This window comes from Modestobacter muralis, from assembly GCF_010682105.1.
GTDB lineage: Bacteria > Actinomycetota > Actinomycetes > Mycobacteriales > Geodermatophilaceae > Modestobacter > Modestobacter muralis.
In genome coordinates this window covers 39,000-62,413 of the sequence record NZ_JAAGWH010000011.1, presented here as the reverse complement: position 1 = coordinate 62,413, position 23,414 = coordinate 39,000, and the positions used below count along the sequence as shown (strand labels likewise).

22 protein-coding genes are annotated in these 23,414 nt (G+C 74.6%); 10 read left to right on the top strand and 12 right to left on the bottom strand.

Annotated elements, in window-relative coordinates; translation table 11 throughout:
- The coding region (locus GCU67_RS03430) for a hypothetical protein (RefSeq protein WP_420846343.1) at window positions 1-693 on the bottom strand (693 nt) is incomplete at its 3' end.
- Between the two features lie 318 nt (window positions 694-1,011).
- Here GCU67_RS03430 and GCU67_RS03425 point away from each other — a divergent pair.
- Window positions 1,012-1,509, top strand: coding sequence for a hypothetical protein (locus GCU67_RS03425; RefSeq protein WP_163609687.1), 498 nt, complete (start codon window positions 1,012-1,014; stop codon window positions 1,507-1,509).
- A gap of 4 nt (window positions 1,510-1,513) precedes the next feature.
- On the opposite strand, the gene GCU67_RS03420 is transcribed toward GCU67_RS03425, so the two are convergent.
- The 5 genes from GCU67_RS03420 to GCU67_RS03400 all read right to left on the bottom strand — a co-directional run bounded on the left by GCU67_RS03420 (window position 1,514) and on the right by GCU67_RS03400 (window position 7,224).
- Window positions 1,514-3,292 (bottom strand): FAD-dependent oxidoreductase, encoded by a 1,779-nt coding sequence (locus GCU67_RS03420; protein WP_163609686.1) that lies wholly within the window; start codon window positions 3,290-3,292, stop codon window positions 1,514-1,516.
- Between the two features lie 81 nt (window positions 3,293-3,373).
- On the bottom strand, window positions 3,374-5,008 hold the full coding sequence (locus tag GCU67_RS03415) for a diguanylate cyclase domain-containing protein (protein ID WP_163609685.1): 1,635 nt from the start codon (window positions 5,006-5,008) through the stop codon (window positions 3,374-3,376).
- A 106-nt stretch (window positions 5,009-5,114) separates the two neighbouring features.
- Window positions 5,115-6,164, bottom strand: a complete 1,050-nt coding sequence (locus GCU67_RS03410) for an Atu2307/SP_0267 family LLM class monooxygenase (RefSeq protein ID WP_338104742.1) — start codon at window positions 6,162-6,164, stop codon at window positions 5,115-5,117.
- 68 nt (window positions 6,165-6,232) lie between these two features.
- Window positions 6,233-6,856: an SRPBCC family protein gene (locus GCU67_RS03405; protein ID WP_163609684.1), complete on the bottom strand. Its 624-nt coding sequence runs from the start codon at window positions 6,854-6,856 to the stop codon at window positions 6,233-6,235.
- On the bottom strand, window positions 6,781-7,224 hold the full coding sequence (locus GCU67_RS03400) for a metalloregulator ArsR/SmtB family transcription factor (RefSeq protein ID WP_163609683.1): 444 nt from the start codon (window positions 7,222-7,224) through the stop codon (window positions 6,781-6,783). Before GCU67_RS03400 ends, GCU67_RS03405 begins: the two co-directional genes overlap by 76 nt.
- Window positions 7,225-7,301: 77 nt before the next feature.
- On the opposite strand from GCU67_RS03400, the gene GCU67_RS03395 reads away from it, so the two are divergent.
- A complete protein-coding gene (locus tag GCU67_RS03395) occupies window positions 7,302-8,570 on the top strand; it encodes an FAD-binding protein (protein ID WP_163609682.1) in 1,269 nt (422 codons plus the stop codon).
- An 80-nt stretch (window positions 8,571-8,650) separates the two neighbouring features.
- Window positions 8,651-10,030, top strand: a complete 1,380-nt coding sequence (locus GCU67_RS03390; RefSeq protein ID WP_163609681.1) for an FAD-binding oxidoreductase — start codon at window positions 8,651-8,653, stop codon at window positions 10,028-10,030.
- 311 nt (window positions 10,031-10,341) lie between these two features.
- Here GCU67_RS03390 and GCU67_RS03385 read toward each other — a convergent pair whose 3' ends face one another.
- Window positions 10,342-11,124: a creatininase family protein gene (locus GCU67_RS03385; protein ID WP_163609680.1), complete on the bottom strand. Its 783-nt coding sequence runs from the start codon at window positions 11,122-11,124 to the stop codon at window positions 10,342-10,344.
- 93 nt (window positions 11,125-11,217) lie between these two features.
- Here GCU67_RS03385 and GCU67_RS03380 point away from each other — a divergent pair, with 93 nt between their 5' ends.
- From GCU67_RS03380 to GCU67_RS03360, 5 genes are all read left to right on the top strand, one after another.
- A complete protein-coding gene (locus GCU67_RS03380) occupies window positions 11,218-12,516 on the top strand; it encodes an amidohydrolase family protein (protein ID WP_163609679.1) in 1,299 nt (432 codons plus the stop codon).
- Complete coding sequence (locus GCU67_RS03375; protein ID WP_163609678.1) at window positions 12,513-12,920, top strand: VOC family protein; 408 nt, start codon at window positions 12,513-12,515, stop codon at window positions 12,918-12,920. The genes GCU67_RS03380 and GCU67_RS03375 overlap by 4 nt, the downstream gene beginning before the upstream one ends.
- Window positions 12,921-12,960: 40 nt before the next feature.
- Window positions 12,961-14,331, top strand: a complete 1,371-nt coding sequence (locus tag GCU67_RS03370) for an amidohydrolase family protein (protein WP_163609677.1) — start codon at window positions 12,961-12,963, stop codon at window positions 14,329-14,331.
- A 124-nt stretch (window positions 14,332-14,455) separates the two neighbouring features.
- Entirely contained in the window at window positions 14,456-15,211 is a 756-nt protein-coding gene (locus GCU67_RS03365) for a hypothetical protein (RefSeq protein WP_163609676.1), read from the top strand.
- 49 nt (window positions 15,212-15,260) lie between these two features.
- Entirely contained in the window at window positions 15,261-16,070 is an 810-nt protein-coding gene (locus GCU67_RS03360; RefSeq protein ID WP_163609675.1) for a hypothetical protein, read from the top strand.
- Window positions 16,071-16,120: 50 nt separating this feature from the next.
- On the opposite strand, the gene GCU67_RS03355 is transcribed toward GCU67_RS03360, so the two are convergent.
- The 5 genes from GCU67_RS03355 to GCU67_RS03335 all read right to left on the bottom strand — a co-directional run bounded on the left by GCU67_RS03355 (window position 16,121) and on the right by GCU67_RS03335 (window position 21,382).
- A complete protein-coding gene (locus GCU67_RS03355; protein WP_338104741.1) occupies window positions 16,121-17,290 on the bottom strand; it encodes an ABC transporter substrate-binding protein in 1,170 nt (389 codons plus the stop codon).
- A gap of 118 nt (window positions 17,291-17,408) precedes the next feature.
- Complete coding sequence (locus tag GCU67_RS03350; protein ID WP_338104740.1) at window positions 17,409-18,317, bottom strand: ABC transporter permease; 909 nt, start codon at window positions 18,315-18,317, stop codon at window positions 17,409-17,411.
- Window positions 18,314-19,087 carry an ABC transporter ATP-binding protein gene (locus GCU67_RS03345; RefSeq protein ID WP_338104739.1) on the bottom strand — a complete coding sequence of 258 codons (774 nt, stop codon included), beginning with the start codon at window positions 19,085-19,087 and terminating at the stop codon, window positions 18,314-18,316. Before GCU67_RS03345 ends, GCU67_RS03350 begins: the two co-directional genes overlap by 4 nt.
- A gap of 109 nt (window positions 19,088-19,196) precedes the next feature.
- Window positions 19,197-20,420 (bottom strand): amidohydrolase family protein, encoded by a 1,224-nt coding sequence (locus GCU67_RS03340; protein ID WP_211660690.1) that lies wholly within the window; start codon window positions 20,418-20,420, stop codon window positions 19,197-19,199.
- Complete coding sequence (locus tag GCU67_RS03335; protein WP_163609673.1) at window positions 20,417-21,382, bottom strand: 2Fe-2S iron-sulfur cluster-binding protein; 966 nt, start codon at window positions 21,380-21,382, stop codon at window positions 20,417-20,419. Before GCU67_RS03335 ends, GCU67_RS03340 begins: the two co-directional genes overlap by 4 nt.
- A gap of 90 nt (window positions 21,383-21,472) precedes the next feature.
- Here GCU67_RS03335 and GCU67_RS03330 point away from each other — a divergent pair, with 90 nt between their 5' ends.
- Window positions 21,473-22,816, top strand: coding sequence for an FAD-binding protein (locus tag GCU67_RS03330; RefSeq protein WP_163609672.1), 1,344 nt, complete (start codon window positions 21,473-21,475; stop codon window positions 22,814-22,816).
- Entirely contained in the window at window positions 22,813-23,403 is a 591-nt protein-coding gene (locus GCU67_RS03325; protein ID WP_163609671.1) for a pyridoxamine 5'-phosphate oxidase family protein, read from the top strand. The genes GCU67_RS03330 and GCU67_RS03325 overlap by 4 nt, the downstream gene beginning before the upstream one ends.
- The last annotated feature ends 11 nt before the right edge of the window (window positions 23,404-23,414 follow it).

Genomic DNA, 23,414 nt, shown 5'->3' with positions numbered 1-23,414 from the left:
CCGGTCAGCCGCCGCAGCATCGACGGCGATCAGTGCGGCCGCGGTGCGCTCCTGCAGCCGGACCGGCGTTTCCCCCGCACGCGCCCACGCCAGCGCCTGGGCCTCGACCTCGGCCACGACCGCCGGCTCCACCTGGCCACCGGCGGCCTGCGACTGACCGGCCAGCGCCCGCACGATCGCGTTCGCCCGCGGCTCGTCGACCAACCCGTCCGCCAACGCACCCCAGGTGGCGGGCAGCTCGCGCACCAGCGCCAACGACCGCTCCACCAACCCCGTCGCCGCCGCCAACGAGATCCCCCGCATCAGCGCCAACTCGTCGACCACGAACTCACTCACCCCAGGTGTCCGGGCCGGTGACCAGCCCTCCACCCCGTGACCCGGTTCGGCCTCGGTCAGGTCGGTCTGCGCCGGCCGCCGGGCAGCCAGTTGCGCGATCAGCACCGCGTCATAGGCCGCCAACTGACCCCGGCCATCAGCGACCGCACCCATCTCCCGCACCAGCTCAGACTCCGAGAACGACGCAGGCCCGAGCAGCTCCGCCAACCGCGACCGACGCCGCGTCACCCCCGCCGGAGGCGGCGGCAGGACAGGCAGGAGTTCGGCACGGTCGACGACCGTCACACCCACCCCATAGCCGCTGAACACACTCCGAACGTAGGCGAGGGGTACGACAGTTTTGAGGGGTCGACGCACGTCTGAACAGCTACTAGACGCCGCGTCTGGCGCCGTCCGTACGCCGCCGTCCTGTGGAGCGGACCGAGGCGCCCACGACCCAGCGAGCACCTCCGCGGAGGCCAGGATGCGGTGGCGCCCCGGCTCCGCCGGTCGTCAGCACCGACGAGGCCGCCCCAGACCACCGGCCGAGACGCACGACCCTGCGAGCACCTCCCGGGAGGCCAGGACGCGGTGGCGCCCCGGCTCCGCCGGTCGCCAGCACGACGAGGCCGCCCCAGACGACCGGCCGGGACGCACGACCCGTGCGGTGCCTGCCCCAGGGTGCAGGATCCGTGCATGCCCCGGCTCCGCTGGCCGTCAGCGCCGACTCCGCGCGACGAACTGGGCGTCGTCGTCCACGGCCCCGTCGTCCTGGCTCGGTCGCCCGGCATCACCGCCGCACTGCGCCACGTCCTCGCCCACCCCGACGGCCTCCACCTGCCCCTGGTGGTGCGCGCCGACGGAGTGCAGGCCGAGGCCGCCGGCCGCGAGCTGGACCGCCACCGCGTCACCGCGCCGGCGCGCGGTGCGGTGGGCACCGACCCCTGGACCGGCCTCCTGCTGACCGTCGGCGCGGACGGCGAGGAGCGGACCGCCGACCCGGGGAGGTCGCACAGCTCGGCCCGGCCGGACTCCTTCGAGTCCGAGACCAGCTACTGGATCGGGCGGCTGCCTGCCGACGGCCGACTCCGGCTCACCGTCTCCTGGCCGCAGGCCGGCCTGGCCGAGGCGACCACCGTCCTCCAGCTGGACGACCTGCACGAGCTCCCCGCACGCGTCGTCCGGCTGCCCTGACCGCTCAGCGGCCGAGCACCGACCGGAGCGAGTCGCGCAGCCACGCGTGCGCCTGCTCCGCCGAGGCCGGGGCGCTCGCGTGCCGGGCGGCGACGTAGCAGTCGGGCCGGACGAGCAGCACTCCGGCGTCGCCGATCTCGCGCAGCTCGGCCCACGTGCCGTACGGGTCGTCGTAGGGCAGCCCCGGCCCGATCGGCACCTCGGTGAGCGTGAGCCCGAGCTCCTCCCCCGCCGCCCGGGCCGCCGCCAGCCAGTCCTCGCCGCCCACGCCGGTGACCACGCTGAACGCGCCGTGCCCGACCAGGTCCAGGGTGGAGACGCGGTGCCCGGTGCGGGTCACCCAGGTGTGCGGCAGCTTGGCACCGGGCCAGGTGGTCGGCTGGGCGTACAGCTCCGGGTCGCGGCGGTACCCCGGCATCGGCGTCCCGTCCGGGACGACGGCGCCCGAGGCGTACCGCTGGTTGTGCTCCACGCCGTGCGCGTCGAACTCGTGGGCCTTGTAGGCGATCGCCTCACGCAGCGCGGCCCGCACCTTCTCCCCCTCCGGTCCCGGCGCCTTGCGCAGCGCGAGCTGCCGCTCCAGCGCCGCGACGTCGGTGGTGTCGGTGAGGTCGAGCGCGGTGAGGATCCGGCCGGTGTCGGCGATGCTCTGGTTCGCCCGCTCGACCACCTGCCGGGCGATCGGGGCCCGCTCGGCGTCGTAGCTGTCCAGGAGGCTCGGTGCGGCCGTCCCGGCGACGACCGCGGCGATCTTCCAGGCCAGGTTGTAGGCGTCCTGGATCGAGGTGTTCGAGCCCAGCCCGTTCGTCGGCGGGTGCCGGTGCACCGCGTCGCCGGCGCAGAACACCCGGCCGCGGGCGATCGTCGTCGCGAAGTGGTGGTTGACCGTCCACGGGGAGGCGGACTTCACCGTCATCTCGAAGTCCTCGGTGCCCACCAGCGCCACGGCCAGCTCCCGCACCGCGGCGTCGGTGAACTCCGGCGGGCCGGCGGCGACCTCGTAGCCCCACATGAGCATCCACTCGGTCCACGGCTTGATCATCCGCAGCACACCCAGCCCCACGCCCTCCTTCTCCGCGCCCGGCTGCACCATCCAGTAGAGGACCGAGGGCCGGTGCGCGACCAGGTGGGTGAGGTCGGCCTCGAAGACGATGCTCATCGCACCGCCGACCGCACCCGGCCCCTCGAAGGGCAGCTCCAGGTCGGCGGCGACCCGGCTGCGCGCACCGTCGGCGCCGATCAGGTACCGCGACCGCACGGCGTACTCGACCCCGGTCAGCCGGTCGCGCAGCGTGGTGGTGACGCCGTCGTCGTCCTGGACGTGCCGCAGGTACTCGGTGTCGAAGCGCACCTTGGCCCCGCGGTCCTGCGCGGCCTTGACCAGCACCGGCTCGGTGATCGTCTGCGGCGCGTCGAGCATCGTGCAGGGGCTGGCCAGCTCGTAGTCGGCGTGCCGCACGGTGTCGGTGCCCCACGAGGGGATCCGGCCCAGCTCCTCACCGACCAGGCTGGTGCAGAACGTGGTGTTGCCCATCAGCTCCCACGGCGTGGCCAGCGCCAGCAGCGTGTCCTCGACGCCCATGTCGCGCAGCGCCTCCATCGTGCGCTGGTTGGTGATGTGCGCCCGCGGGGTGTCCGAGAGCCGGCTGTACCGGGTGACCACCAGCACGCCGGTGCCGTAGCTGGCCAGGAACAGCGCGGACGCCGCACCCGCCGGCCCCGAGCCGACGACGAGGACGTCGACCTCCACGGACGGCGACGGCTGGGTACCTGCTGCGGTCATCTGCTCCCCGATCACGTGGCGGTGTCGGGGCGAGGCTCGCCGTCACCCGTTCCTGTGTCAAGGGTCACAGACAGCCGGTGGTCAGCCGAAGAGCACGGGCTCCGCACGCCGGTCCTGCTTGGACGCGTACATCGCCTGGTCCGCCCGCCGGGTCAGCTCCACGGCGTCCATGCCCGGCTCGGAGCAGGCGACGCCGAGGCTGGCGCTCAGCTCCGCGGCGCCGTCGGTCAGCTGGACCGGGCCCACCAGGGCGTCGCGCACCCGGGTGGCCAGCGCCAGCGCCGCGGCCCGCGACCCGACGTCCCGGCTGACCACCAGGAACTCGTCCCCGCCCAGCCGGCCGAGGACGTCGCCGTGCCGGAGCGCGCTGCGGATCCGGTCGGCGGCCACCACCAGCAGCTCGTCGCCGGCGCGGTGGCCGAGCAGGTCGTTGACGCTCTTGAGGTGGTCGAGGTCGAGGAAGACCGCGGCGGCGGGGCGGCCGTGCTCCTCGCGCAGGGTCCGGGCCAGCACGACCATGGTCGAGGCGCGGTTGTGCGCGCCGGTGAGCGCGTCGTAGGTCGCCTGGGCGGTGAGCTCCTCGCGCATCCGCGCGTGCTCGGTCACGTCGCTGACGCAGAGCAGCACCCCGGGGGCACCCTCCCGGTCGCTCAGCGCGGTGACGGTGACCGAGCAGACCCGGGCCGCGCCCGTGCCGGCGTGCCGGACGGTCAGCTCCATCTCCGTGCCGGCCACCGCGTCGTCCCCGGCCGCCAGCACGGCCTCCAGCACGGCGGCCACCGCCGCCCGGTCGGCGGGCTCCAGGGCCGCGGACAGCTCGGCGTGACCGGTGACGGCGGGCACCCCGAGGATCGTGCCCAGCCGGGAGTTGGCGTAGACGACACGGAGCTCGGTGTCCAGCTGCAGGATGCCGACCGGCAGCGCCTCGGCGACCCGGTGCAGCAGCTGGGCCTGACGCCGCGCCTGCTCCTGGGCGGCCATCTCGTCGGAGATGTCGGTCATCTGGGTGGTCACGACCGCCTGGGCCGGGTCGTCGGCGGGCTGGTAGGAGTTCTCCAGCTCCAGCCACACCCAGGAGCCGTCGGACCCGCGGTGCCGCAGCCGCACCCGCTCGCTGTCCCGGCGGGAGAGCAGCTCCAGCCAGGCGGAGACGGCGCGCTGCTGGTCGTCGGGGTGGACCAGGTCCAGCGCCCGGGTGCCGACGAGGTCCTCCGGCGTCCACCCCAGCATCCGCGTCGTCCGCTCGTCGATGGCGGTGAAGTTGGCGAAGGCGTCCTTGCGGACCGTCGCCGTGCGCGGGCGGCGGCCGGCGGAGAGGGCCACGTCGGGGCGCACCGCGACGGCCAGCGGACCGCCGGCGGACAGGTCGAAGCCGGTCAGCAGCACGCCGTGCAGCTCGCGGGCGTCCAGGACCACGTGCGGCCGGACGACGCCCGGGTCGCTGCGCAGCCGCGAGGCCCCCGTGGCGTACCCGGTCGCCAGCGCCCGCTCGAAGTCGGCGATCGCGGCCGAGGCGTCCGCGGGCACGATCAGGTCCAGCACGGTGCGCATGTCCGGCGGCGCCAGCAGCACGCGCTCGGCGGGCAGCCGCAGCGCCGGCGGCACCGGGACGAGCGTCCCGTCGGCGGTCATGGCGCCGATGAGCAGGTGCTGCTGCGCCACCATCGCGGCGAGCGTGTGCGCGCAGCTCCAGTCGGACGCAGCCTGGTCGGTCATGCCCCTCCATCGGCGGGCAGGGTGGCGGACAGCAGCGTGGCACGGCCGCACCACCCCGCAGGGGTGGGTCCCCACCCGGGCCGGACCCGGGTGGGGACGGACGGCGTCAGGCGCCGGCGACCCGCGGGGCGACCTCGGTGCCCAGCAGCTCGATGCCGCGGAGCAGGTCGGCGTGCGCCAGCCGCGGGTTGGTCATCTGCAGCGAGATCCGGTCGACCCCGCCGAGCTGGCCGGAGATGCGCACCAGCTTCTCGGCCACCGACTCCGGGTCGCCCATGAAGAAGGCGCCGTTGGGCCCGCTGGTGGCGTCGAACTGGGCCCGCGACGGTGCGGCGAACCCGCGCTCCCGGGAGACCTTGGTGAACATCTCGTGCCAGCCCGGGTAGATGGTGTCCGCGGCCACCTGGTCGCTGTCGGCGACGTAGCCGAACACGTGCAGGCCCACCTGCAGCGCCTCGGGCGCGTGCCCGGCCTGCGCGCCGGCCCGGCGGTAGAGGTCGATCAGCGGGGCGAACTGGCGGGGCTCGCCGCCGATGATCGCCACCATCAGCGGCAGGCCGAGCAGGCCCGCGCGGGCGAAGGACTCCGGGCTGCCGCCGACGCCGACCCAGATCGGCAGCGGGTCCTGCAGCGGGCGCGGGTAGACGCCCTGGCCGGTCAGCGACGGGCGGTGCCGGCCCGACCAGGTGACCCGCTCGGAGTCCCGCAGCTTCAGCAGCAGGTCCAGCTTCTCGGTGAAGAGGGTGTCGTAGTCGCCCAGGGAGAGCCCGAACAGCGGGAACGCCTCGGTGAACGAGCCTCGCCCGACGACCAGGTCGATGCGGCCCTTGCTGATCAGGTCGAGGGTGGCGAACTCCTGGAACACCCGCACCGGGTCCGCGGCGCTGAGCACGGTGACCGCGCTGCCCAGCCGGATGCGCGACGTGCGCGCCGCGGCGGCGGCGAGGATCACCGCGGGCGCGGAGTCGTAGTACTCGGGGCGGTGGTGCTCCCCGATGCCGAAGGAGTACAGGCCCACCTGGTCGGCGAGGGCGATCTCCTCCAGCAGGTGCTCCATCCGCTCCTCGGGCCCGATGAGCCGCTCGGTGGTCGGATCGGTCACGGCCGAGACGAAGCTGTCGACGCCGACGTGCATGGGTGCCTCCTGGGCGCTCACCGGCGCCGACAGCCTGAATCCGTCAAACGCTCAACCACCAGTCAACCAGACCGGCGGCATCGTTGCGCTCAGGCCGGGGGGTCGTCCGGTGTGAACTGCGCCCGGGCAGCTCCGACCGCACCGGCGAGCTCCTCCGGACCGGCGGTGCCGCTCGCGGCGACGACCTCGGCCCAGGCGTCGATCGAGGCCGCAGCGAAGCGCTGCCCCGCCGGCGTCCCCTCCCAGGCGGCCGGGTCGTCCACCGCCTCCCTCCGCAGGAAGCGGGACAGCCCCAGCACGGCGACGTCCCAGCCCGGGCCCACGTACAGCGCACCCGCCCCACTGCCGGCGAAGGCCACCGGCACGGTGTGCTCCACCACCAGCTCGGTGACCGCGCCGTCGGGGTCCAGGCGCAGCCGGACGACGCTCTCCGGGCCACCCCAGGTGACCGCCAGGGCGTGCGGTGGATCGCACTCGGTGACCTCACCACCGGCGTTGCCCTCCACCTGGAACGCACCGCCCAGGCGCAGGTCACCGCTCACGGGACCGAACCAGCGGGCGAGGCGTGCAGGGTCCGTCAGGGCGTCCCAGACGTCCGCGGGCGCGGCGTCGTACCGCCGCCGCACGGTCACCGCGATCAGTTCGGCGTCCCCCTCCCCCCGCCGGACGACGTCCCGGTGGGCGGCGACGATCTCCTCGACCAGGTCCGACATGACTCCTCCTCGGTGCTCGCCGCAGGCCCCTCGCCGGCGGTGGTCGGACGGGTCCGCGCGCCGCGGGCGAGCTCGGTGGCCAGGGCGTCGAGCCGCTGGTCCCAGAACCGCCGGAAGCCGGCCAGCCAGGCATCGACCTCGCGCAGCGCTGCGGTGTCGACGGCGTAGAGCCGCCGGTTCCCCTCGGCACGCACCCGCGCGAAGCCGTTCTCCCGCAGCACCCTCAGGTGCTGGGAGGCCCCGGGCTGGGAGATGCCGAACTCCTCGTGCACCACGGCCGCGAGTCGGCCGGCGGGCTGCTCACCCTCGGCGAGCAGCTCCAGCATCCGTCGCCGGACCGGGTCACCGAGGACGTCGAAGGCGTGCACCAGATGACTGTATAAGCAGCGACTTATGTGATGCAAGCCCCACGACGCACCTGCTCCCCGACGAGGGACACTGAGTCGTGACCGAACTGGCAGTGCACTGGGCAGGCGTCAACTGGGCGGGGAACTACCGCTACGGCGCGACGGAGCTGCACCGGCCGGGGTCGCTGGCCCAGCTGCAGGAGCTCGTGGCCCGCACCGCGCACGTGCACGTGCTGGGCTCACGGCACTCCTTCAACGGCGTCTCCGACTCCCCCGAGCTGATCTCGCTCGAGGACATGACCGACCCGGGCACCGTCGTCGTCTCCCCCGACCGCCGCACCGTCACCCTGGACGCCGGCATGCGCTACGGCGAGCTCACCGAGGTGCTGCACCGCGAGGGCCTGGCGCTGCACAACCTGGCCTCGCTGCCGCACATCTCCGTGGCCGGCGCGGTCGCCACCGCCACCCACGGCTCCGGGGTGGGCAACCGCAACCTGGCCGCCGCCGTGGCCGGGGTCGAGATCGTCACCTCCGACGGCGAGCTGGTGCGGGCCGCGCGCGGGGACGCCGACTTCGCCGGCATGGTCGTCGGCATGGGCGCGCTGGGGGTGCTGACCCGGGTCACCCTCGACGTCGAGCCGGAGTTCTCCGTCGCGCAGCGGGTGTTCGACCACCTGCCCTGGGACACGCTGTTCTCCGACTTCGAGGCGATCGTCTCCGCCGGCTACAGCGTCAGCCTCTTCACCCTCTTCGGCGGCGACGTCGACATGGTCTGGGTGAAGTCGCGCACCGACGTCGCCGGCCACCCCGAGGGCGAGCTGTTCGGCGCCCGCGCCGCCGACGGCGAGCGGCACCCCATCCCCGGCATCGACCCGACGCCGACCACCGAGCAGCTGGCCGTCCCGGGCCTGTGGTCCGACCGCCTGCCGCACTTCCGGATGGGCTTCACGCCCAGCAACGGCGACGAGATCCAGACCGAGTACCTGCTGCCCCGCAGCCAGGCCGTCGCCGGGCTCCAGGCGCTGCTGCGGCTCGGGACGGCGATCCGGCCGCTGCTGCAGACCTGCGAGATCCGCACCATCGCCGCCGACGACCTCTGGATGAGCACCGCGCAGGGCGTGGACTCGGTGGCCTTCCACTTCACCTGGGTGCAGGACCAGCCCGCCGTCGAGCACCTGCTGGCCGACCTCGAGGCCGCGCTGCTGCCGCTGGGCGCCCGCCCGCACTGGGGCAAGGTCTTCCTCGCCGACGCCTCGACCCTGGCCCCGCGATACCCCCACCACGGCGACTTCGTCTCCCTGGTCGAGCGGATGGACCCCCGCGGCGCCTTCCGCAGCACCTGGCTGGAGCGCAACGTCCTGGGTTGAGCACGCCGGAGGGGACGGCGGTAACACGGTCAGAACGCCGCCGTCCCCTCGCTGAGACGTCCCGCGGGCACGCTGCGGCCATGAGCGTCACGGACCTGACCCCGCCCGCCGTCTTCTCCGGGATCCTCGGTGCCGAGCGGGTGATCCCCGGCGGTCCGGCCGCCAGCGCCTGGCTGCGCGACTTCTCCTGGTACTCCCCCGTGCTGGAGAACGCGCTGGCCGACACCACCGTCGACGCGGTGCTGCGCCCGGAGAGCATCGACCAGCTGCGCGCCTGCGTCGCCGCCGCGGCCGGGCTGCGCATCCCGGTGACGCTGCGCGGGGCCGGCACCGGCAACTACGGGCAGTCGCTGCCGCTGCAGTCCGGCGTGGTGATCGACGTCCGGGACGTCGCCGGCGTGCTGTCCGTGACCGAGGGCCGGATCGCCGTCCTGCCCGGCACGGTGATGAAGGACGCCGAGGCCGCCGCGCGCGAGACCGGCCAGGAGCTGGCGGTCATGCCCAGCACCTACCGGATCTCCACCGCCTCGGGGTTCGTCTCCGGCGGCTCGGGCGGGATCGGCGGCGCGGCGCACGGCGACCTGTGGGACGACAACGTGCTGGCCGTCGAGCTGCTCACCGTCGAGGAGACCCCGCGCACGGTCCGGCTCGAGGGCGACGACGTCCGCCCGGTGCTGCACACCTACGGCACCATCGGCGTGCTCACCCGGATCGAGTTCCGGCTGGTGCCCGCGCGCGACTACACCCCGGTGGTCGTCGCCTTCCCCGACCTGCCCGCCCTGGCCGGCTTCGCCCACGACCTGGTGTCCGGTGACCTGCACGTGCGGCTGTGCTCGGTGCACGAGGCGGCCGGCGCGGCGATGCTCACTCCCATCACCGCCCTCTACGAGCCCGGTGAGGACGTCGCCCTGCTGTGGGCCGACACCGCCCAGCTGCCCGCCCTCGAGGCGGCAGCCACCGCCGCCGGGGGTCGGACGATCGCGTGGACGGTCAAGCCGCACATCAGCCAGTTCCCGTTCAGCCACTCGATCCTGTGGTCACGGAAGGCCGCGCCGTCGTCGTCCTGGCTGCAGTGCGAGTACGCCAGCGACCGGGCGGAGTTCCTCCGTCAGGTCGCCGCCCTGCGCGAGGCCTACCCCGGGGTGTTCCTGCAGCACATCGAGGTCATCACCTCCGCCGGCCGCACCCGGCCGATGGGCATCACGCCGCTGGTCGGGCTGCCCGACCACGAGCGGGCGCTGGAGGAGCTCATCACCTTCTGCCGGGCGCTGGGCATGACGGTGCTCAACCCGCACAGCTACGTCGTCGAGGAGGGCGGCTTCGTCGGTGACACCGCGCAGGTGGTGGCGCTGAAGACCACCAGCGACCCCTACGGGCTGCTCAACCCGGGCAAGCTCGGCGACAGCTTCTTCACCTCCCGCGGCCTCACCCCGCCCAGCGCCCGAGCCGCCTCCCGCTGAGCCGATCCACCGTCGTCCTGCCCCCGCTCAGCGGCCCCTGCCCCGGGTCGACCCGCCCGGGGCGGGGTTGAGCCGCGAGCGCCCGCGGCTCGACCCTTCCTGAGCCGGGTCAACCCCCAGGAGCTGACGTGGAGCCGTGCCGTGGCGCGGCTCGACGTCAGCCGGCGCGGGTCAACCCGCACGAGGTGGGGTCGAGCCGCGTGCGCCCGCGGCTCAACCCTCCCTGGACCGGGTCAACCCGGTCCACCTGACGCGGAGCCGTGCCGTGGCGCGGCTCTACGTCAGGTGGCGCGGGTCGACCCGCGCGGGCGTCAGGCGGCGGGCGGGCGCGGGTCGAACCGCGCGACCTCGGCCAGCGCCTCGCCGAGGTAGGTGACCATGCCGGCGGCCCGCTGCGCGCCGTACTCGGCGGTCGCGCCGCTGGCGTCGCCGATCACGCCGGAGGGGCCGAAGTCGTCGGAGGACCAGCCGAAGCTCACCGAGCCGCCGAAGCGCACGTGCCGGTAGGCGTCCAGGTGCTCGGGCACCCAGCGGGCGGCCTGGCTCATGTCGACCAGCTCCGGGCGCAGGTGCAGCATCAGCGACGTCTCGTCCATGCCGCCGTGCACGCCCATGCCCAGCTCACCGGCGGGGCTCTGCCCGCCCTGGTCGGCCGGCGGACGCGGGTGCACGGTGAAGGTGCGCAGCCCGGTCTCCAGCCGGATGTCGCGGGCGGCGACCTGCAGCAGCGCGGAGTTGCCGCCGTGGCCGTTGAGGAACACCAGCCGCCGGGCCGGGGTGCGGGCCAGGCTGCGGCCCAGGTCGTGCAGCACCGCGGTCAGCGTGGCCGCCGACAGCCAGAACGTGCCGGCCGACCAGGCGTGCTCGTTGGACTTCGTGTAGGCCAGCGGCGGCAGCAGCCACAGGTCCAGCTCCTCGCCGAACTGCGCGACGGCACGCTCGGCGATCGACTGCGCGGTGATCAGGTCGGTGGCGACGGGGAGGTGCGGGCCGTGCTGCTCGACGGCGCCGACGGGCAGCACCACCACGCTGTCCGGGCCGAGGGCCGCGGTGAGGGCCGGTGCGGACAGGTCGGTGAGGAGTCGGGTGGTCACGCCGGCCGACGCTAGGCAGCCGGCGTTGCGACGCGATGACGGCGGCGTACCGGCCGTCACCTGGCCGGAACACGGCCCTGCCAGGGTCGCGGGGTGCTGATCGTGCGCGGGGCCCGGGTGGTGGTGACCGGCGAGGCGGAGCTGACCGGCGCCGACGTCGTCTGCTCCGACGACGGGCTGGTCGCCGCGGCCGCGGCGCCCGGCGCGGAGGTGCTGGACGCCACCGGCTGCGTGGTCACCCCAGGGCTGGTCAACGCCCACCACCACCTGCTGCAGACCGCCTTCCGCACGCTGCCGGGCACCCGCGGCGTCCCGATGGCGCAGTGGCTGCCGACCATGGCCGCCGCCTACGCCGCGGTCGGGGTGGACGACGAGCTGGCGCACGCCGCGGCGTCGGCGGGGCTCGCCGAGGCGCTGCTGTGCGGGGTGACCACGGTCGCCGACCACCACCTCACCTGGCCCGCCGCGCTCCCGGACGGCGGCGTCGGCATCGCGACCGCCACCGCGACCGCGGCCCGCGAGCTGGGCGCCCGGCTGGTGTTCGTCCGCGGCAGCGCCCGGGACGACCCGCAGGACGCCGCCGCCTCCACCGACGCGATCGCCGCGGCGCTGGTCCCGGCCGGCGGGGTCACCCCCGACGGGACGCTGCAGGTCGCCGTCGGCCCGGCCGGGGTGCACAGTGACGCCCCGGAGACGTTCACCCTGCTGGCCGAGGTCGCCGCGCGGCACGGCCTGCGCCGGCGCACCCAGGCCAACGAGCAGGTCGACGTGGTGATCGCCGAGCAGCGGTACGGACGCCGCCCGCTCGAGCTGCTCGACGAGTGGGGCTGGCTCACGCCTGACGTCACCCTCGCCCACCTGTGCGCGGTCACCTCCGCCGAGGTCGCCCGGCTGGCCGCCACCGGCGTCACCGCCACCCACGCGCCGGGCTGCGACCTGCCGATGGGCTGGGGCGTCGCGCCGATGGCCGCGCTGGCCGACGCCGGCGTCCCGGTCGGGCTGGGCACCAGCGGCGGCGGCTCGAACGACGCCGGGCACCTGCTGGCCGACGCCCGGCTGGCGATGCAGGTCGCCCCGCTCGCCGGACGCCCGGTCAGCGCGCGCGAGGTGCTGGGCTGGGCCACCCGCGGCTCGGCCGACGGGCTGGGCCGCGCCGACCTGGGCCGGCTGACCGTGGGCGCGCGGGCCGACCTGGTCTGCTGGGACGTCACCGGGGTCGCCGACACGGGCGTGGCCGACCCGGTGGCCGGGCTGCTCTGGGCCTCGCCGGGTCGCCGCCCCCGGCACGTGGTGGTCGGCGGGCGGGTGGTGGTCCGCGACGGGGTGCTGCAGACCGTGCCCGAGGCCGACGTCGTCGCCCGGCTGACCGCCCTGCTGGGACGGCGGCGGTGAGCGGGCCGCTGGCCGGCGCGGTGCTGGACCACGTCGGCACCGAGGAGGCCGACGTCGACGCGCGGGTCGCCTTCCTGGTCGACACCCTCGGCTTCCGGGTGCTGCGCTGGGGCACGCACGTGGTCACCGGCCGACGGATCGTGATGCTCACCGACCCGGCCGGCACCAAGCTGGAGCTGATGGAGGTCGCCGAGCGCACCGGGGCGCTGGACCACGTCGGCTACCGGGTGGCCGACGTCGACGCCGCGCACGCCGCGCTGCTGGCGGCCGGCTGCACCGAGGTGCGGGCACCGTTCGAGATCGCCGCGGCGCACGCCCGGTCGTCGCTGGTCCGCGAGACCGCCGGCCACCAGCTGCAGCTCATCGCCTACGCCCCCGGCTCGCCGGACATGCCGGGAACCTGACCGCAACCGGGCGGCAACGTGCTCCCGGCACCGTCGCGCCGTGACCCGCCTCCTGGTGCGCAACGCCGTCCTGCTGACCTGCGACCCCGCCCGGCCCGACCCGTTCCGCGGCTGGTTCACCGTGGCCGACGACGGCCGGCTGGCCGCGGTCGAGCCCGGCGACCCGCCGGCCGGGACGACGGCCGAGGAGGTGCTGGACGCCGGCGGCGCGCTGGTCGGGCCGGGGTTCGTCTCCGCACACAGCCACCTGTTCACCTCCGGCTTCCGCGGCATCGCCATGGACTCGTCGCTGTACGGCTGGCTGGAGGTGATGCTCGGGTACACCGCCGCGGCCGATGCCGAGGACGTCTACTGGATGACCCGGCACGGGGCGCAGGACTTCCTCCGCAACGGCGTCACCACCGCCTACGACTTCACCGACACCGGGCTGACGTTCGAGAGTGAGTCCGCCGGCGTCTCCCGCTACGGGGCGACGCTGCCCGAGACCGCCTACCAGCACGCGCAGCTGCGGGCCAAGGTCGACGCGGGCCTGCGGCACGTGCACAGCGTGATGCTCGCCCAGGGCGACGTCCCGCAGGCCGACACGCTCGCCCAGCTCGACGAGGTGGTCGCCGCCGCGGCGACGGCCGACCCGGACCTGCACCTGGGGCTGGCGCTCAGCGGCACCGTGCAGTGGGCCGACAGCCGGGACGCCGCGGCACTCGAGGTGACCGCGATGCGCCGGCACGGGCTGCTCAACCAGCCGCACTTCCTGGAGACCCCGCACGAGGTCGAGCTGCAGCGGTCGAAGTTCGACTGGTACGCCGACGCCGGCGCGCTGGGCCCGGACCTGGTGTTCGGCCACTTCATCCAGACCACCGACGAGATCCTCACCCGGGCTGCGGCGGCCGGCTGCGGGATGAGCTGGCAGCCGATGAGCAACGGCCGGCTGGCCTCGGGGGTGGCCGCGGTCCCGCGGATGCGGGAGCTGGGCATGCGGGTCGGGATGGGGCTGGACGACCAGTCCTGCACCGACGTCAGCGACCCGTTCAGCAACATGCGGACCGGGCTGGCGCTGCTGCGGGCCACCCACCGCGACCCCGCCGCGCTGCCCGTGCGCGACGTGCTGGAGATGCACACCCGCGGCTCGGCCGAGGTGCTGGGCATCGACGACCGGGTCGGCAGCCTGCGGGTGGGCCGGTACGCGGACTTCCTGGTGGTCGACCCGCGCGACCCGGACACCGGGCCCGTCTGGGACGCGATCGGCACGTACGTGCTGGCGTGCTCACTGCGCAACCTGCAGCAGGTGCGGGTCGGTGGCCGGCTGGTGGCAGCGGGCTCCCGGCTGACCGACCCGGCCGCCGGCGAGGTCTCCGGGCAACTGCACGAGCGCATGGCCCGCATCCGCCGCGCCGTCGACGGACCGCGCTGAGCGCCGATGATCCCCATCGAGTGAGCAGTTGCGGTCGCCGACTCGCGGGGACTCGCCGTGGGACGGGACCTCAACTGCCCACTCGACCGGACTCGGACGTCGTCGTCTGCTGCATCCTGTCCTCGTGAGCGCTCCGGGTAAAAGCCAGAGACGGTGGCCGACCACGCCGGGAGGGGCCGCGAGTACTCCCGAGCAGGTAGCCGCAGCCGAGGCCGCCGTCGCGGACCTGCTCACCTGTCCGGAACCCAGCGGCCGTCCGCTGGACGGAGGGCACCTGCTCCTGTCCTACCTGCCCTTCACCGATCTCGACCGCAGCCAGGGCCTCGACCTGTCCTGGGAGACGCAGGTCGAGCGGAGAAGCCCGGGCCAGGGCACGACGCGGATGGAGATCGGCGGCGGAGCGACCCCCGCCGAGGCTGTGGAGGCACTCGTCCCCTCGCGAGCGGAGATGGCGCTGGACGAGGACGCCGCGGCCTCGTGGTCTGCCGACGCCAGGGACCTCGAGCGCCGGTGGGCCGGGTGGGGTCAGCTGCTGCGGCAGGCCACAGCTGTCGCCGCCGCGGGGCCGGCCACGCCTGAGGAGCCCAGCTCCACCGGATTCGACATGGAGGTGCGGTGGGACGACGACGCGAGTCCGCCGGACTGGGAGTGGACGGTGTCCGTGTCGCTGATCGACACGGACGGCGAGGACGTCGGCTTCCGTGAGTGGCGAGGGACGTCCCCGGCTGACGCCCTCCGCGCCGCGCTGGCCGACGCGGACGAGTGGTACCGCCCCGTGCCGGCCCGGCCGCGGACGTCGCACGGCGAGTGGACCCGACGGCTGCCGGCCCGGGCTCGCACGGTGCTCGGTCGCTTGCTGAGCCGTTCGCGACCCAGGTGACTCAGCGTCAGCGCACCGGGCGCCCACACCACCGCGTCGGGGACATCTCATGAGCACGAGTGGCCCGGGGATCTTCGACGACGACCTCGCCTGCGACGTCCGCGACCACTACCGGCGGTCGTTGGAGGACCGGGTGCCTGATGCGGAGGCCACCCGCCGGATCGTCGAGGGGGTCGAGGACCTGTTGCCGGACGAGGAGCCGGTCCTCTGGCTGGCGCTGGGGGCCACCCAGTCACGTTTCGGGCGGCTTGACGACGACGTCCGGCGACGCGCCCTCGACGTCATCGACTCGGGGCACGACGTCGCCCGCTGGGCCGAGCTGAGGCCTGAGCTCGGCGCGGCTCGCGGAGCGGCACTGGCCGCCCTGCGTGAGCAGCTCACCGGTCCCCAGCCGCCGCGACGAGCTGTTCGTCGCCCCTGGCGCGAGATCACCGACCTCGAGCCCGGCACCGCGCTGGCCTGGAGGGCCAGCAACGGGGTGATCGCGGTGCTGCGCGTGGTGCAGGTCTGGGAGGACGAGTTCACCCAGGCCCGTCATCCCGTCCTCGAACGGCTGGCGTGGGCCGGTCACGTCGTCCCGTCCGCAGACGTGGTGGCGCAGCTCCCTGCCGCAGGGGATGACGGCCGGTGGCGACCAGAAGGAGGGGCAGGCCCCTACCACCGGCCAGGCGTCTACCTCCCCGTCCGGCTGAGGAAGCGCGATCCGGATCGGCACGACTCGGGCTTCACCGTGTGCGGCCACGTGCCGGCGAGGCCCGGGGACGACGCCGACTGGAGCCTCGGAGCCTCGGGCGTCCATTGGGGCGGTCTCTCGTACCTCCTCGAACTGGCGGCCGCGGCCGAACTGCCGGAGACCTGACAGCACTGCGCCAGCGACCCGGGGTGGGTCGCCGGCGCAGCTGCGGGGCGTCAGTTCAGGGCGATCGAGGTGTCGAGGAACTCGTTGGTGGCGATGTCCTCCGGGGTCAGGCCCGCCTTGGGCGCGGTGCCCTGCTCGGTGAAGATCGGCGTCGTCTGCTCGATGAGCGTCTGCAGCCGGTCGGTGTCGAAGGAGCCGTGCGTGCCGTCGGTGCCGTTGCCGACGATCTCCAGCTCGGCCATGGTCTGCGCCGAGTAGTCGGCGACGGCCTCGGAGTACTGCCAGCCGGTGTCGTACTCGGTGACCAGCTCCACGATCAGCGCGTTGGCTGCGGCCGGGTCGGCCACGTAGTCCAGGTCGGCCTGCTGCATGACCGGGATCAGTGCCTTGAGGCAGCCCGAGAGCTCCTCGACCTTGTCACCGCGCACCGACAGCGAGGAGGCGTAGACCTGGAAGCCGGCGTCGTGGATGAGCTGGTACTCCACCGGCTTGCCCCAGGCGTCGACCTCGTTCTCGTAGATGAACGGCTCGGCGCTGGCGTAGCCCTGCTGGGCGTCCGCGCCGCCGGAGGCGACGAAGGCCGCCGGGGTGCCGTCGTAGCCGCCGTCGAGCTGGCTCTCCTTGAGCACGCCCGAGCCGACCAGGTAGTCCATGTAGGCCGAGCCCTCGAAGTACCGGACGATCGTGTCGGTCTTCCCGAGGTCGGCGATCGTCTTCACGTCCGGGTGGGTGGCCGGGTCCCACATGATCATCTGCGGCGACTTGTCCAGCTGGGCCAGCACGCCGACGGTGGGCTGGGTGTCCGAGAGCTGGATCGCCTCGTCGGTGTCGACATAGCCCAGGGTGATCGCGTCGTCGGTGTACATCTGCGCGGTCACCGCCTGGAAGCCGATCGCCGGCCCGCCGGAACGGATCTCCACCTGGACGCCGGTGCTCGCGCCCTCGCTGTCGACGAGGTTGCCGCTGACCGACTTCGACCCGGCGTCGATCGTCGGGTCGGGGCCGAGCAGCTGGTAGATGCCGCCGTGCTCGGCCTCGGGGTTCCAGTCGGTCTGGATGACCACGGTCGCCGGACAGCCGGCCGCGGCCAGGTCGGTGCCGCCGGCCTGGGCGCTGGGGGCAGCGGCCGCGGCCGGGGCCTCGTCGCCGCCGCAGGCGGCCAGGCTGAGGACGGACATGCTGACGGCCGCGAGGCCGATCGTGGTGCGGATCCTGCGCACTCGGTCTCCTTGGGTGGGGCGGTGGGTGGAACGGGGGCGTGCGGCACCGGCCGGGCTGCCTCGGGCAGCCGGCTGGTGCGGTTCAGGGGGTGCGGCCTCCCTGCAGGGAGGCCCTTCGTCAGGCGGCGTCGCGGCTCTGGTCGTACCAGCGGCCGACGGCGAGCCGGCCCAGCCAGCCGAAGAGGGCGAAGACGGCGAACCCGAGGGCGGCGGCCACCAGGATGGTGGCGAACAGCTCCGCGCCCTGGATGCGGTTGCGGAAGTTGTCCAGCACGATCCCGAGCCCGGCCTGGCCCTGCTTGAAGAAGACGTCGCCGACGATCGCGCCGACCACCGACAGCCCGGCGGAGATCCGGAACCCGGCGAAGATGGCCGGCATCGCCGCGGGCAGCTGCAGCTTCAGCAGCCGCGTCGTCCGGCTGGCGCCGTGGAGGTCGAACAGCTCGTGCATCCCCCGGTCGACCGACTGCAGCCCGAACAGCGTGTTCGACACGATCGGGAAGAGCGCGATGAGCACGCAGACGATGACCCGGGCCGGGAAGCCGTAGCCGAACCAGAACGCAATCAGCGGCACCAGCGCCAGGATCGGGATGCACTGCAGCGCCACCGCGTAGGGGAACAGTGAGCGCTCGGCGACCTTGGCCTGGCTCATCAGCACCGCCCACGCCATGCCGAGGACGATCGCGATGGCCAGCCCGGTGAAGGTGACCTTGACGGTCTGGGCCAGCGCCTCGCCGATGCGCTCCATGGTGGGCCCGTCGGTGAACGCGGCCAGGACGTCCTGCGGCGGCGGCATGAGGAACCGCTTGCTGGGCTCGAGCACCAGGTAGGTGATGGCGTACCAGAGGCCGATCAGCCCGGCGAAGACCGCCAGCGGCGCGGCCCACCGGGTGACCCCGGCCCCGCGGCGGCGGACCAGCGGCGCGGTGCCACCGGTGCCCAGCGCCGGGGCGGCGGCGGGCGCCTCGGGCAGCGTGGTGGTCACGGCGGTCTCCTCGGTGGTGCGGGTGCGGACCGGGGCGCTCACGAGTGACCTGCCCGCAGCGCGTGGGAGACCTGCCCGGACAGCGCGGCGAACTCCGGGGTGAACCGCAGCTCCGGTGTCCGGTCGGCGCCGAAGGGGACCTCGAAGGTGTCCACGATGTGGCCCGGCCGGCCGCTCATCACCAGCACCTTCGTGGACAGGTAGACGGCCTCGCTCACCGAGTGGGTGATGAACAGCGCGCCGAAGCCCTTGGCGTGGAAGAGCCGGATGAGCTCGTCGTTGAGGCGCTCGCGGGTGATCTCGTCGAGTGCGCCGAAGGGCTCGTCGAAGAGGAACAGGTCCGGGTCGAGCGTGAGCGAGCGGGCCAGCGAGGCGCGCATCCGCATGCCGCCGGACAGCGCCCGCGGCAGCTTCCGCTCGTGCCCCTTGAGGCCGACCAGCTCCAGGGCGTCGCGGGCGGCCTGGTTGGTGGCCGTCTTGCTCATCCCGTGCAGCTCGGCGAGCAGCTGGACGTTCTTGAGCACCGTGCGCCAGGGCAGCAGCGTGGCGTCCTGGAAGACGTAGCCGATCCGCGCCGCGTCCATCTCGGCGGTGCCGGAGGTGGCCGGCGACAGCCCGGAGGCGATCCGCAGCAGGGTGCTCTTGCCGCAGCCCGAGGGGCCGACCACGGTGACGAACTCACCGCGGTGGACGTCGAGGTCGACGCCCTCGAGGGCGACGGTGCCGTCGGGGAAGGCCTTGGCGACGTCCCGGAAGCGCAGGACGCGGGTGCCGGTGCCGGCCGCGGGGACGCTGGGCGCTGGTGCGCTCACGGGCAGCTCCGAGGGTGGGATCGGTTGCGGACGAGTGCCACCCTGGGTGTCCGTTGTTTCCGTTGCGTGTGCCGTCGGTGAACGCCGCGCACCGGGCATCACGAGTTCGTCACGTCGGTGACAGCACCGTCCGCGAGAGCCGGCTGCGCGCGACCACCCGTCCCCGGGACACGACCACCCGGGAGGTCCCGGCCCCGGCCACGGCGGCGTCCAGGCTCTCCGCCCCGATCGCCAGGAACTCCGCCACCGAGCCCACCGCGACGGCCGGCACCGGCAGGCCCAGGCACGCCCGCGCACCGGCGCTGACCGCGTGCCAGGCCTCCCGGGTCGACAGGTGCCCGGCGGTGACCAGCAGCGAGGCCGCCTCGCAGGCGTCGGCCCGGCCCATCGGGTTGAACGGGTCGCGCAGGTTGTCCCCGCCGCCGGCGACGGTGGCCCCGGCGTCGAGCAGGGTGCGCACCGCGGTCAGCCCGCGCGGCGGGGCGACCCCCGCGTCCCGGCCCTGCAGGAAGAGGTTGGTCTGCGGGAGCGTGACCACCCCGATCCCGGCCCGGGCGACCTCGGCCGCGGTCGAGCGGGCCACCTCCAGCGGGTGCACGCCCAGGCTGACGCAGTGCCCGGCGGTGACGCCGAGGTCGAACCCGGTGGCGGTCACCCGGCGGGCGAGGTCGCGCAGCCCCTGCGCGGTGGGGTCGAGCGTCTCGTCGGTGTGCAGGTCCAGCGGCAGGCCCGCGGCGAGCGCGGCGTCGAAGGAGGTGGTCAGCCCGGCCGCGCGGTCGCCCCACAGGTGCGGCACCCCGCCGACGACGTCCGCGCCGGCGTCGATCGCCTCGGCCAGCAGCCGCGGTGTGGCGGCCGCCTCCAGCTCCGTCCAGGGCGCCGACAGCAGCGCCACGACCTGGACGTCGACCAGCCCGGCGAGCGCGTCGCGCACCTGCACCAGCGCGCGCAGGTGCCGGGTGCCGGCGTGCGCGCCGACGTCGGCGTGGGTGCGGATCGCGGTGGTGCCGTTGGCCAGGTACTCGTACGCCGCGCGGGTGGCCCGCTCGACCAGGTCGTCGTGGGTGAAGTCGGCGGCGATCGCCCGGATCGCGGTGATCGCCCCGGCCAGGTCCCCGGTCGGGTTGGGCACCCGGTGGCTGGTGAGCGCCTTGTCCAGGTGCGCGTGCGGCTCGGCGGGCGCGGGCAGCAGCCAGTGCCCGGCGAGGTCGACCACATCCTCGCCCGGCTGCGGCGGCAGTGCCGGGGCCACCGCGGTCACCCGCCCGGCGTCGATGCGGACGTCGGCCCGGGCGCCGTCGAGGTCGGTCGCGCCCTGCAGCAGCAGGCTCACAGGTCCAGCACCAGGCGCGGGCCGGCGGCGCGGGACACGCAGACCATCATCACCACGTCCTCGGCCTGCTCGGCGGGGGTGAGCACCGAGTCGCGGTGCTCGACCGCGCCCTCCAGCACCGGGGTCTCGCAGGTGCCGCAGGTGCCGACCCGGCAGGAGGACAGCACCACGACGCCCTCGGCGGCCACCGCGTCCAGCACCGACTGCCCCGGCTCGACGACCACCGTCGTCCCCGACAGCGCCAGCTCCACCTCGAACGGGTCCGGCCACACCGGCTCGCCGAACTCGCGCGCCTCGAAGCGCTCGGCGTGCAGCGCCGCCGGCGGCCAGTCGGCGAGGGTCTCCTCGACGGCGTCGATGAGCCGGGTCGGGCCGCAGACGTAGACGGCGGTGTCGGACCGCGGCTGCGCCAGCAGCGCCCGGACGTCGAGCCGGGCGCCCTCGTCGGCGGCGTGCACGGTCACCCGGCCCGGGTGGGCGGCGGTGAGCTCGGCGACGAAGGCCATGGTGGCGCGGGACCGGCCGGCGTACTCCAGCGTCCAGTCCGCACCCGCGGCCTCGGCGGTGGCGACCATCGCCCGCAGCGCGGTGATGCCGATGCCGCCGGCGAGGAAGCGGTACCGGGTGCCGGGGGTGACCTCGAAGGCGAAGTGGTTGCGCGGCCCGCGCACCCGCAGCCGCTGCCCCTCGACCACCTCGTCGTGCAGCCGTACCGAGCCGCCCCGGCCGGCGTCCTCGCGCAGGACGGCGATCCGCCAGCGGGAGCGGTCGTGCAGGTCGCCGCACAGCGAGTACTGCCGCTCGACGCCGGGGGCCAGCAGCACGTCGACGTGCGAGCCGGGGGTCCAGACGGGCAGGTCGCGGCCGTTGTGGGAGACCAGGTCCAGGGCGACCACACCGTCGGCCAGCGGGGTCCGGGCGGCGACGACGAGGTCGCGTTCGACGTCGGAGAAGAAGCTCACCCGGCGGATCCTCTCCTGCCGATCGGCGCTGCGAACGGCCGACGCAGAGAGGTCACACGGACGTAACCGACCGCGGTTACCAACACCACCGTGACCCTCTCCGTGTCCCCGCCGAGTGCCGCCTCCGTCGCCGAGCTGGCCGCCGAGCTCGCCGTCCTGCTGGGCGAGCGCAGCGTCTCCACCGAGCTGCGCGCCCGGGAACGCGCCTCGGTCGACGGGGCGTGGATGAGCCCGATCATCAGCGAGCAGCTGCCCCTGGGGCTGGCCGACCTGGTCGCGTACCCGACCACCGCCGAGCAGATCGGCGAGGCCGTCGCGGCCGCCGTCCGGCACGGCGTGCCGGTCACCCCGCGCGGCAAGGGCACCGGCAACTACGGCCAGGCGATCCCGATGGCCGGCGGTCTGGTGCTCGACACGTCCCGGGCCCGCGCGGTCGTCGAGGTGGGCGAGGGGTTCGTCACCGCCGAGGCCGGGGCGCCGATGGTGGCCCTGGAGCGCGCCGCCGGGGCGACCGGCCAGCAGCTGTGGATGTACCCGTCGACCGCACAGTCCTCGATCGGCGGTTTCCTGTCCGGTGGGTCCGGGGGCACCGGGACGATCGCGCACGGCAGCAACGACGCCGGCTTCGTCCTCGCCCTGGACGTCGTGCACGCCACCGGGTCGCCGGAGCTGGTGCACGTCGAGGGCGACGAGGCCATGCGGTTCGTGCACAACTACGGCACCGCCGGGGTCATCGCCCGGGCGACCGTGCGGCTGGAGCCGCTGCAGGACTGGCGCGGGGTGTACGCCAGCTTCCCCGACTTCCGCGGTGCACTGTCGGTGCTGCGCGCGATCGGCCGGCTGCAGCCGCTCCCCCGGCTCGTCTCCGCCGACACCCCGGAGATCACCGCCACGCTGCCCGAGGACCCGGCGCTGCCCGAGGGTCGGGCGAGCCTGCGGGTGATCGCCGACGCCACCACCGTCGACGCCGTCCGCGCGCTGGTCGAGGGCGCCGGCGGCCGGGTCGAGGACGTCCGGGAGGGCGCGCAGGTGCCGCTGGCGCTGAGCGTGCTCAGCTACAACCACCCGATCGAGTGGCTGCAGAAGAGCGCGCCGGGCGTGTACTTCCACGTCGAGGTGGGCGGGGACGCGCTGGTCGAGCGGATCGAGGAGGTGCACGCGGTCTACGAGGGCGGGCTGCTGCACATCGAGGCCGGCCACACCGTGCCGATCGGGATGCTCGCCGGGGTGTACCGCAGCCCCGAGCAGGTCTACGCCGGGATCACGGCCCTCAACGCGCTCGGGGTCAGCGTGCACGACCCGCACCAGTGGAACGTGGACTTCCAGCTGGGCCGCACCCTGGAGACCGCCCGCACGACCGACCCGCGCGGGCTGCTCAACCCCGGCAAGCTCAACGCCGACTACGCCGGTCCCACCAAGGGCGCCATCCGGTGAGCGCCCCCGGCTGGGGCGTGCACGACGACGGCGGCCCGCCCGCGGACCCGCTCGCGCTGGCCCGCGCCTGGCTGCCCGACGACGCCGACCCCGACCGGCCGCGGGTGACGCTGTCGACGGTGGGCACCGACGGCTACCCCGACGCCCGCACCGTGCTGCTGTCGGCGTTCGACGACTCCGGGTTCGCCTTCCACACCTCGGCGGCCAGCCGCAAGGTCGCCGAGCTGGCCGCCGTGCCGCGGGCCACGCTGACGGTGCTGTGGCCGGACTGGACCCGGCAGCTGGTGGTGCGCGGCGACGTCGTCGCCGACTCCCCGGAGCGGTCGGCGGCGGCCTGGGGCGCGCGGTCGGAGTACCTGCGCCGGCTCGCGTGGGCCAACACCGACGAGTTGGCCGCGCTCGACCTGGCCCGGCGGCTGGAGGCGTGGGCGGCGCAGCAGGTGCCCGGCCAGGCGGACTCGTGGGTCGGTTACCGCGTGCAGCCGCGGGAGATGACCTTCTGGGCGGCGCACCCCGAGGCGCCCAGCCGGCGGGTGCAGTACACCCGCTCCCCCGACGGCTGGACCTGGCGCTACCGCGCGGGCTGACCCACGCTCCG

Coding starts and splice junctions, on each gene's coding strand:
- GCU67_RS03425 (WP_163609687.1), top strand. CDS start 1,012: ATGCCCCGGCTCCGCTGGCCGTCAGCGCCGACTCCGCGCGACGAACTG.
- GCU67_RS03420 (WP_163609686.1), bottom strand. CDS start 3,292: ATGACCGCAGCAGGTACCCAGCCGTCGCCGTCCGTGGAGGTCGACGTC.
- GCU67_RS03415 (WP_163609685.1), bottom strand. CDS start 5,008: ATGACCGACCAGGCTGCGTCCGACTGGAGCTGCGCGCACACGCTCGCC.
- GCU67_RS03405 (WP_163609684.1), bottom strand. CDS start 6,856: ATGTCGGACCTGGTCGAGGAGATCGTCGCCGCCCACCGGGACGTCGTC.
- GCU67_RS03390 (WP_163609681.1), top strand. CDS start 8,651: ATGAGCGTCACGGACCTGACCCCGCCCGCCGTCTTCTCCGGGATCCTC.
- GCU67_RS03360 (WP_163609675.1), top strand. CDS start 15,261: ATGAGCACGAGTGGCCCGGGGATCTTCGACGACGACCTCGCCTGCGAC.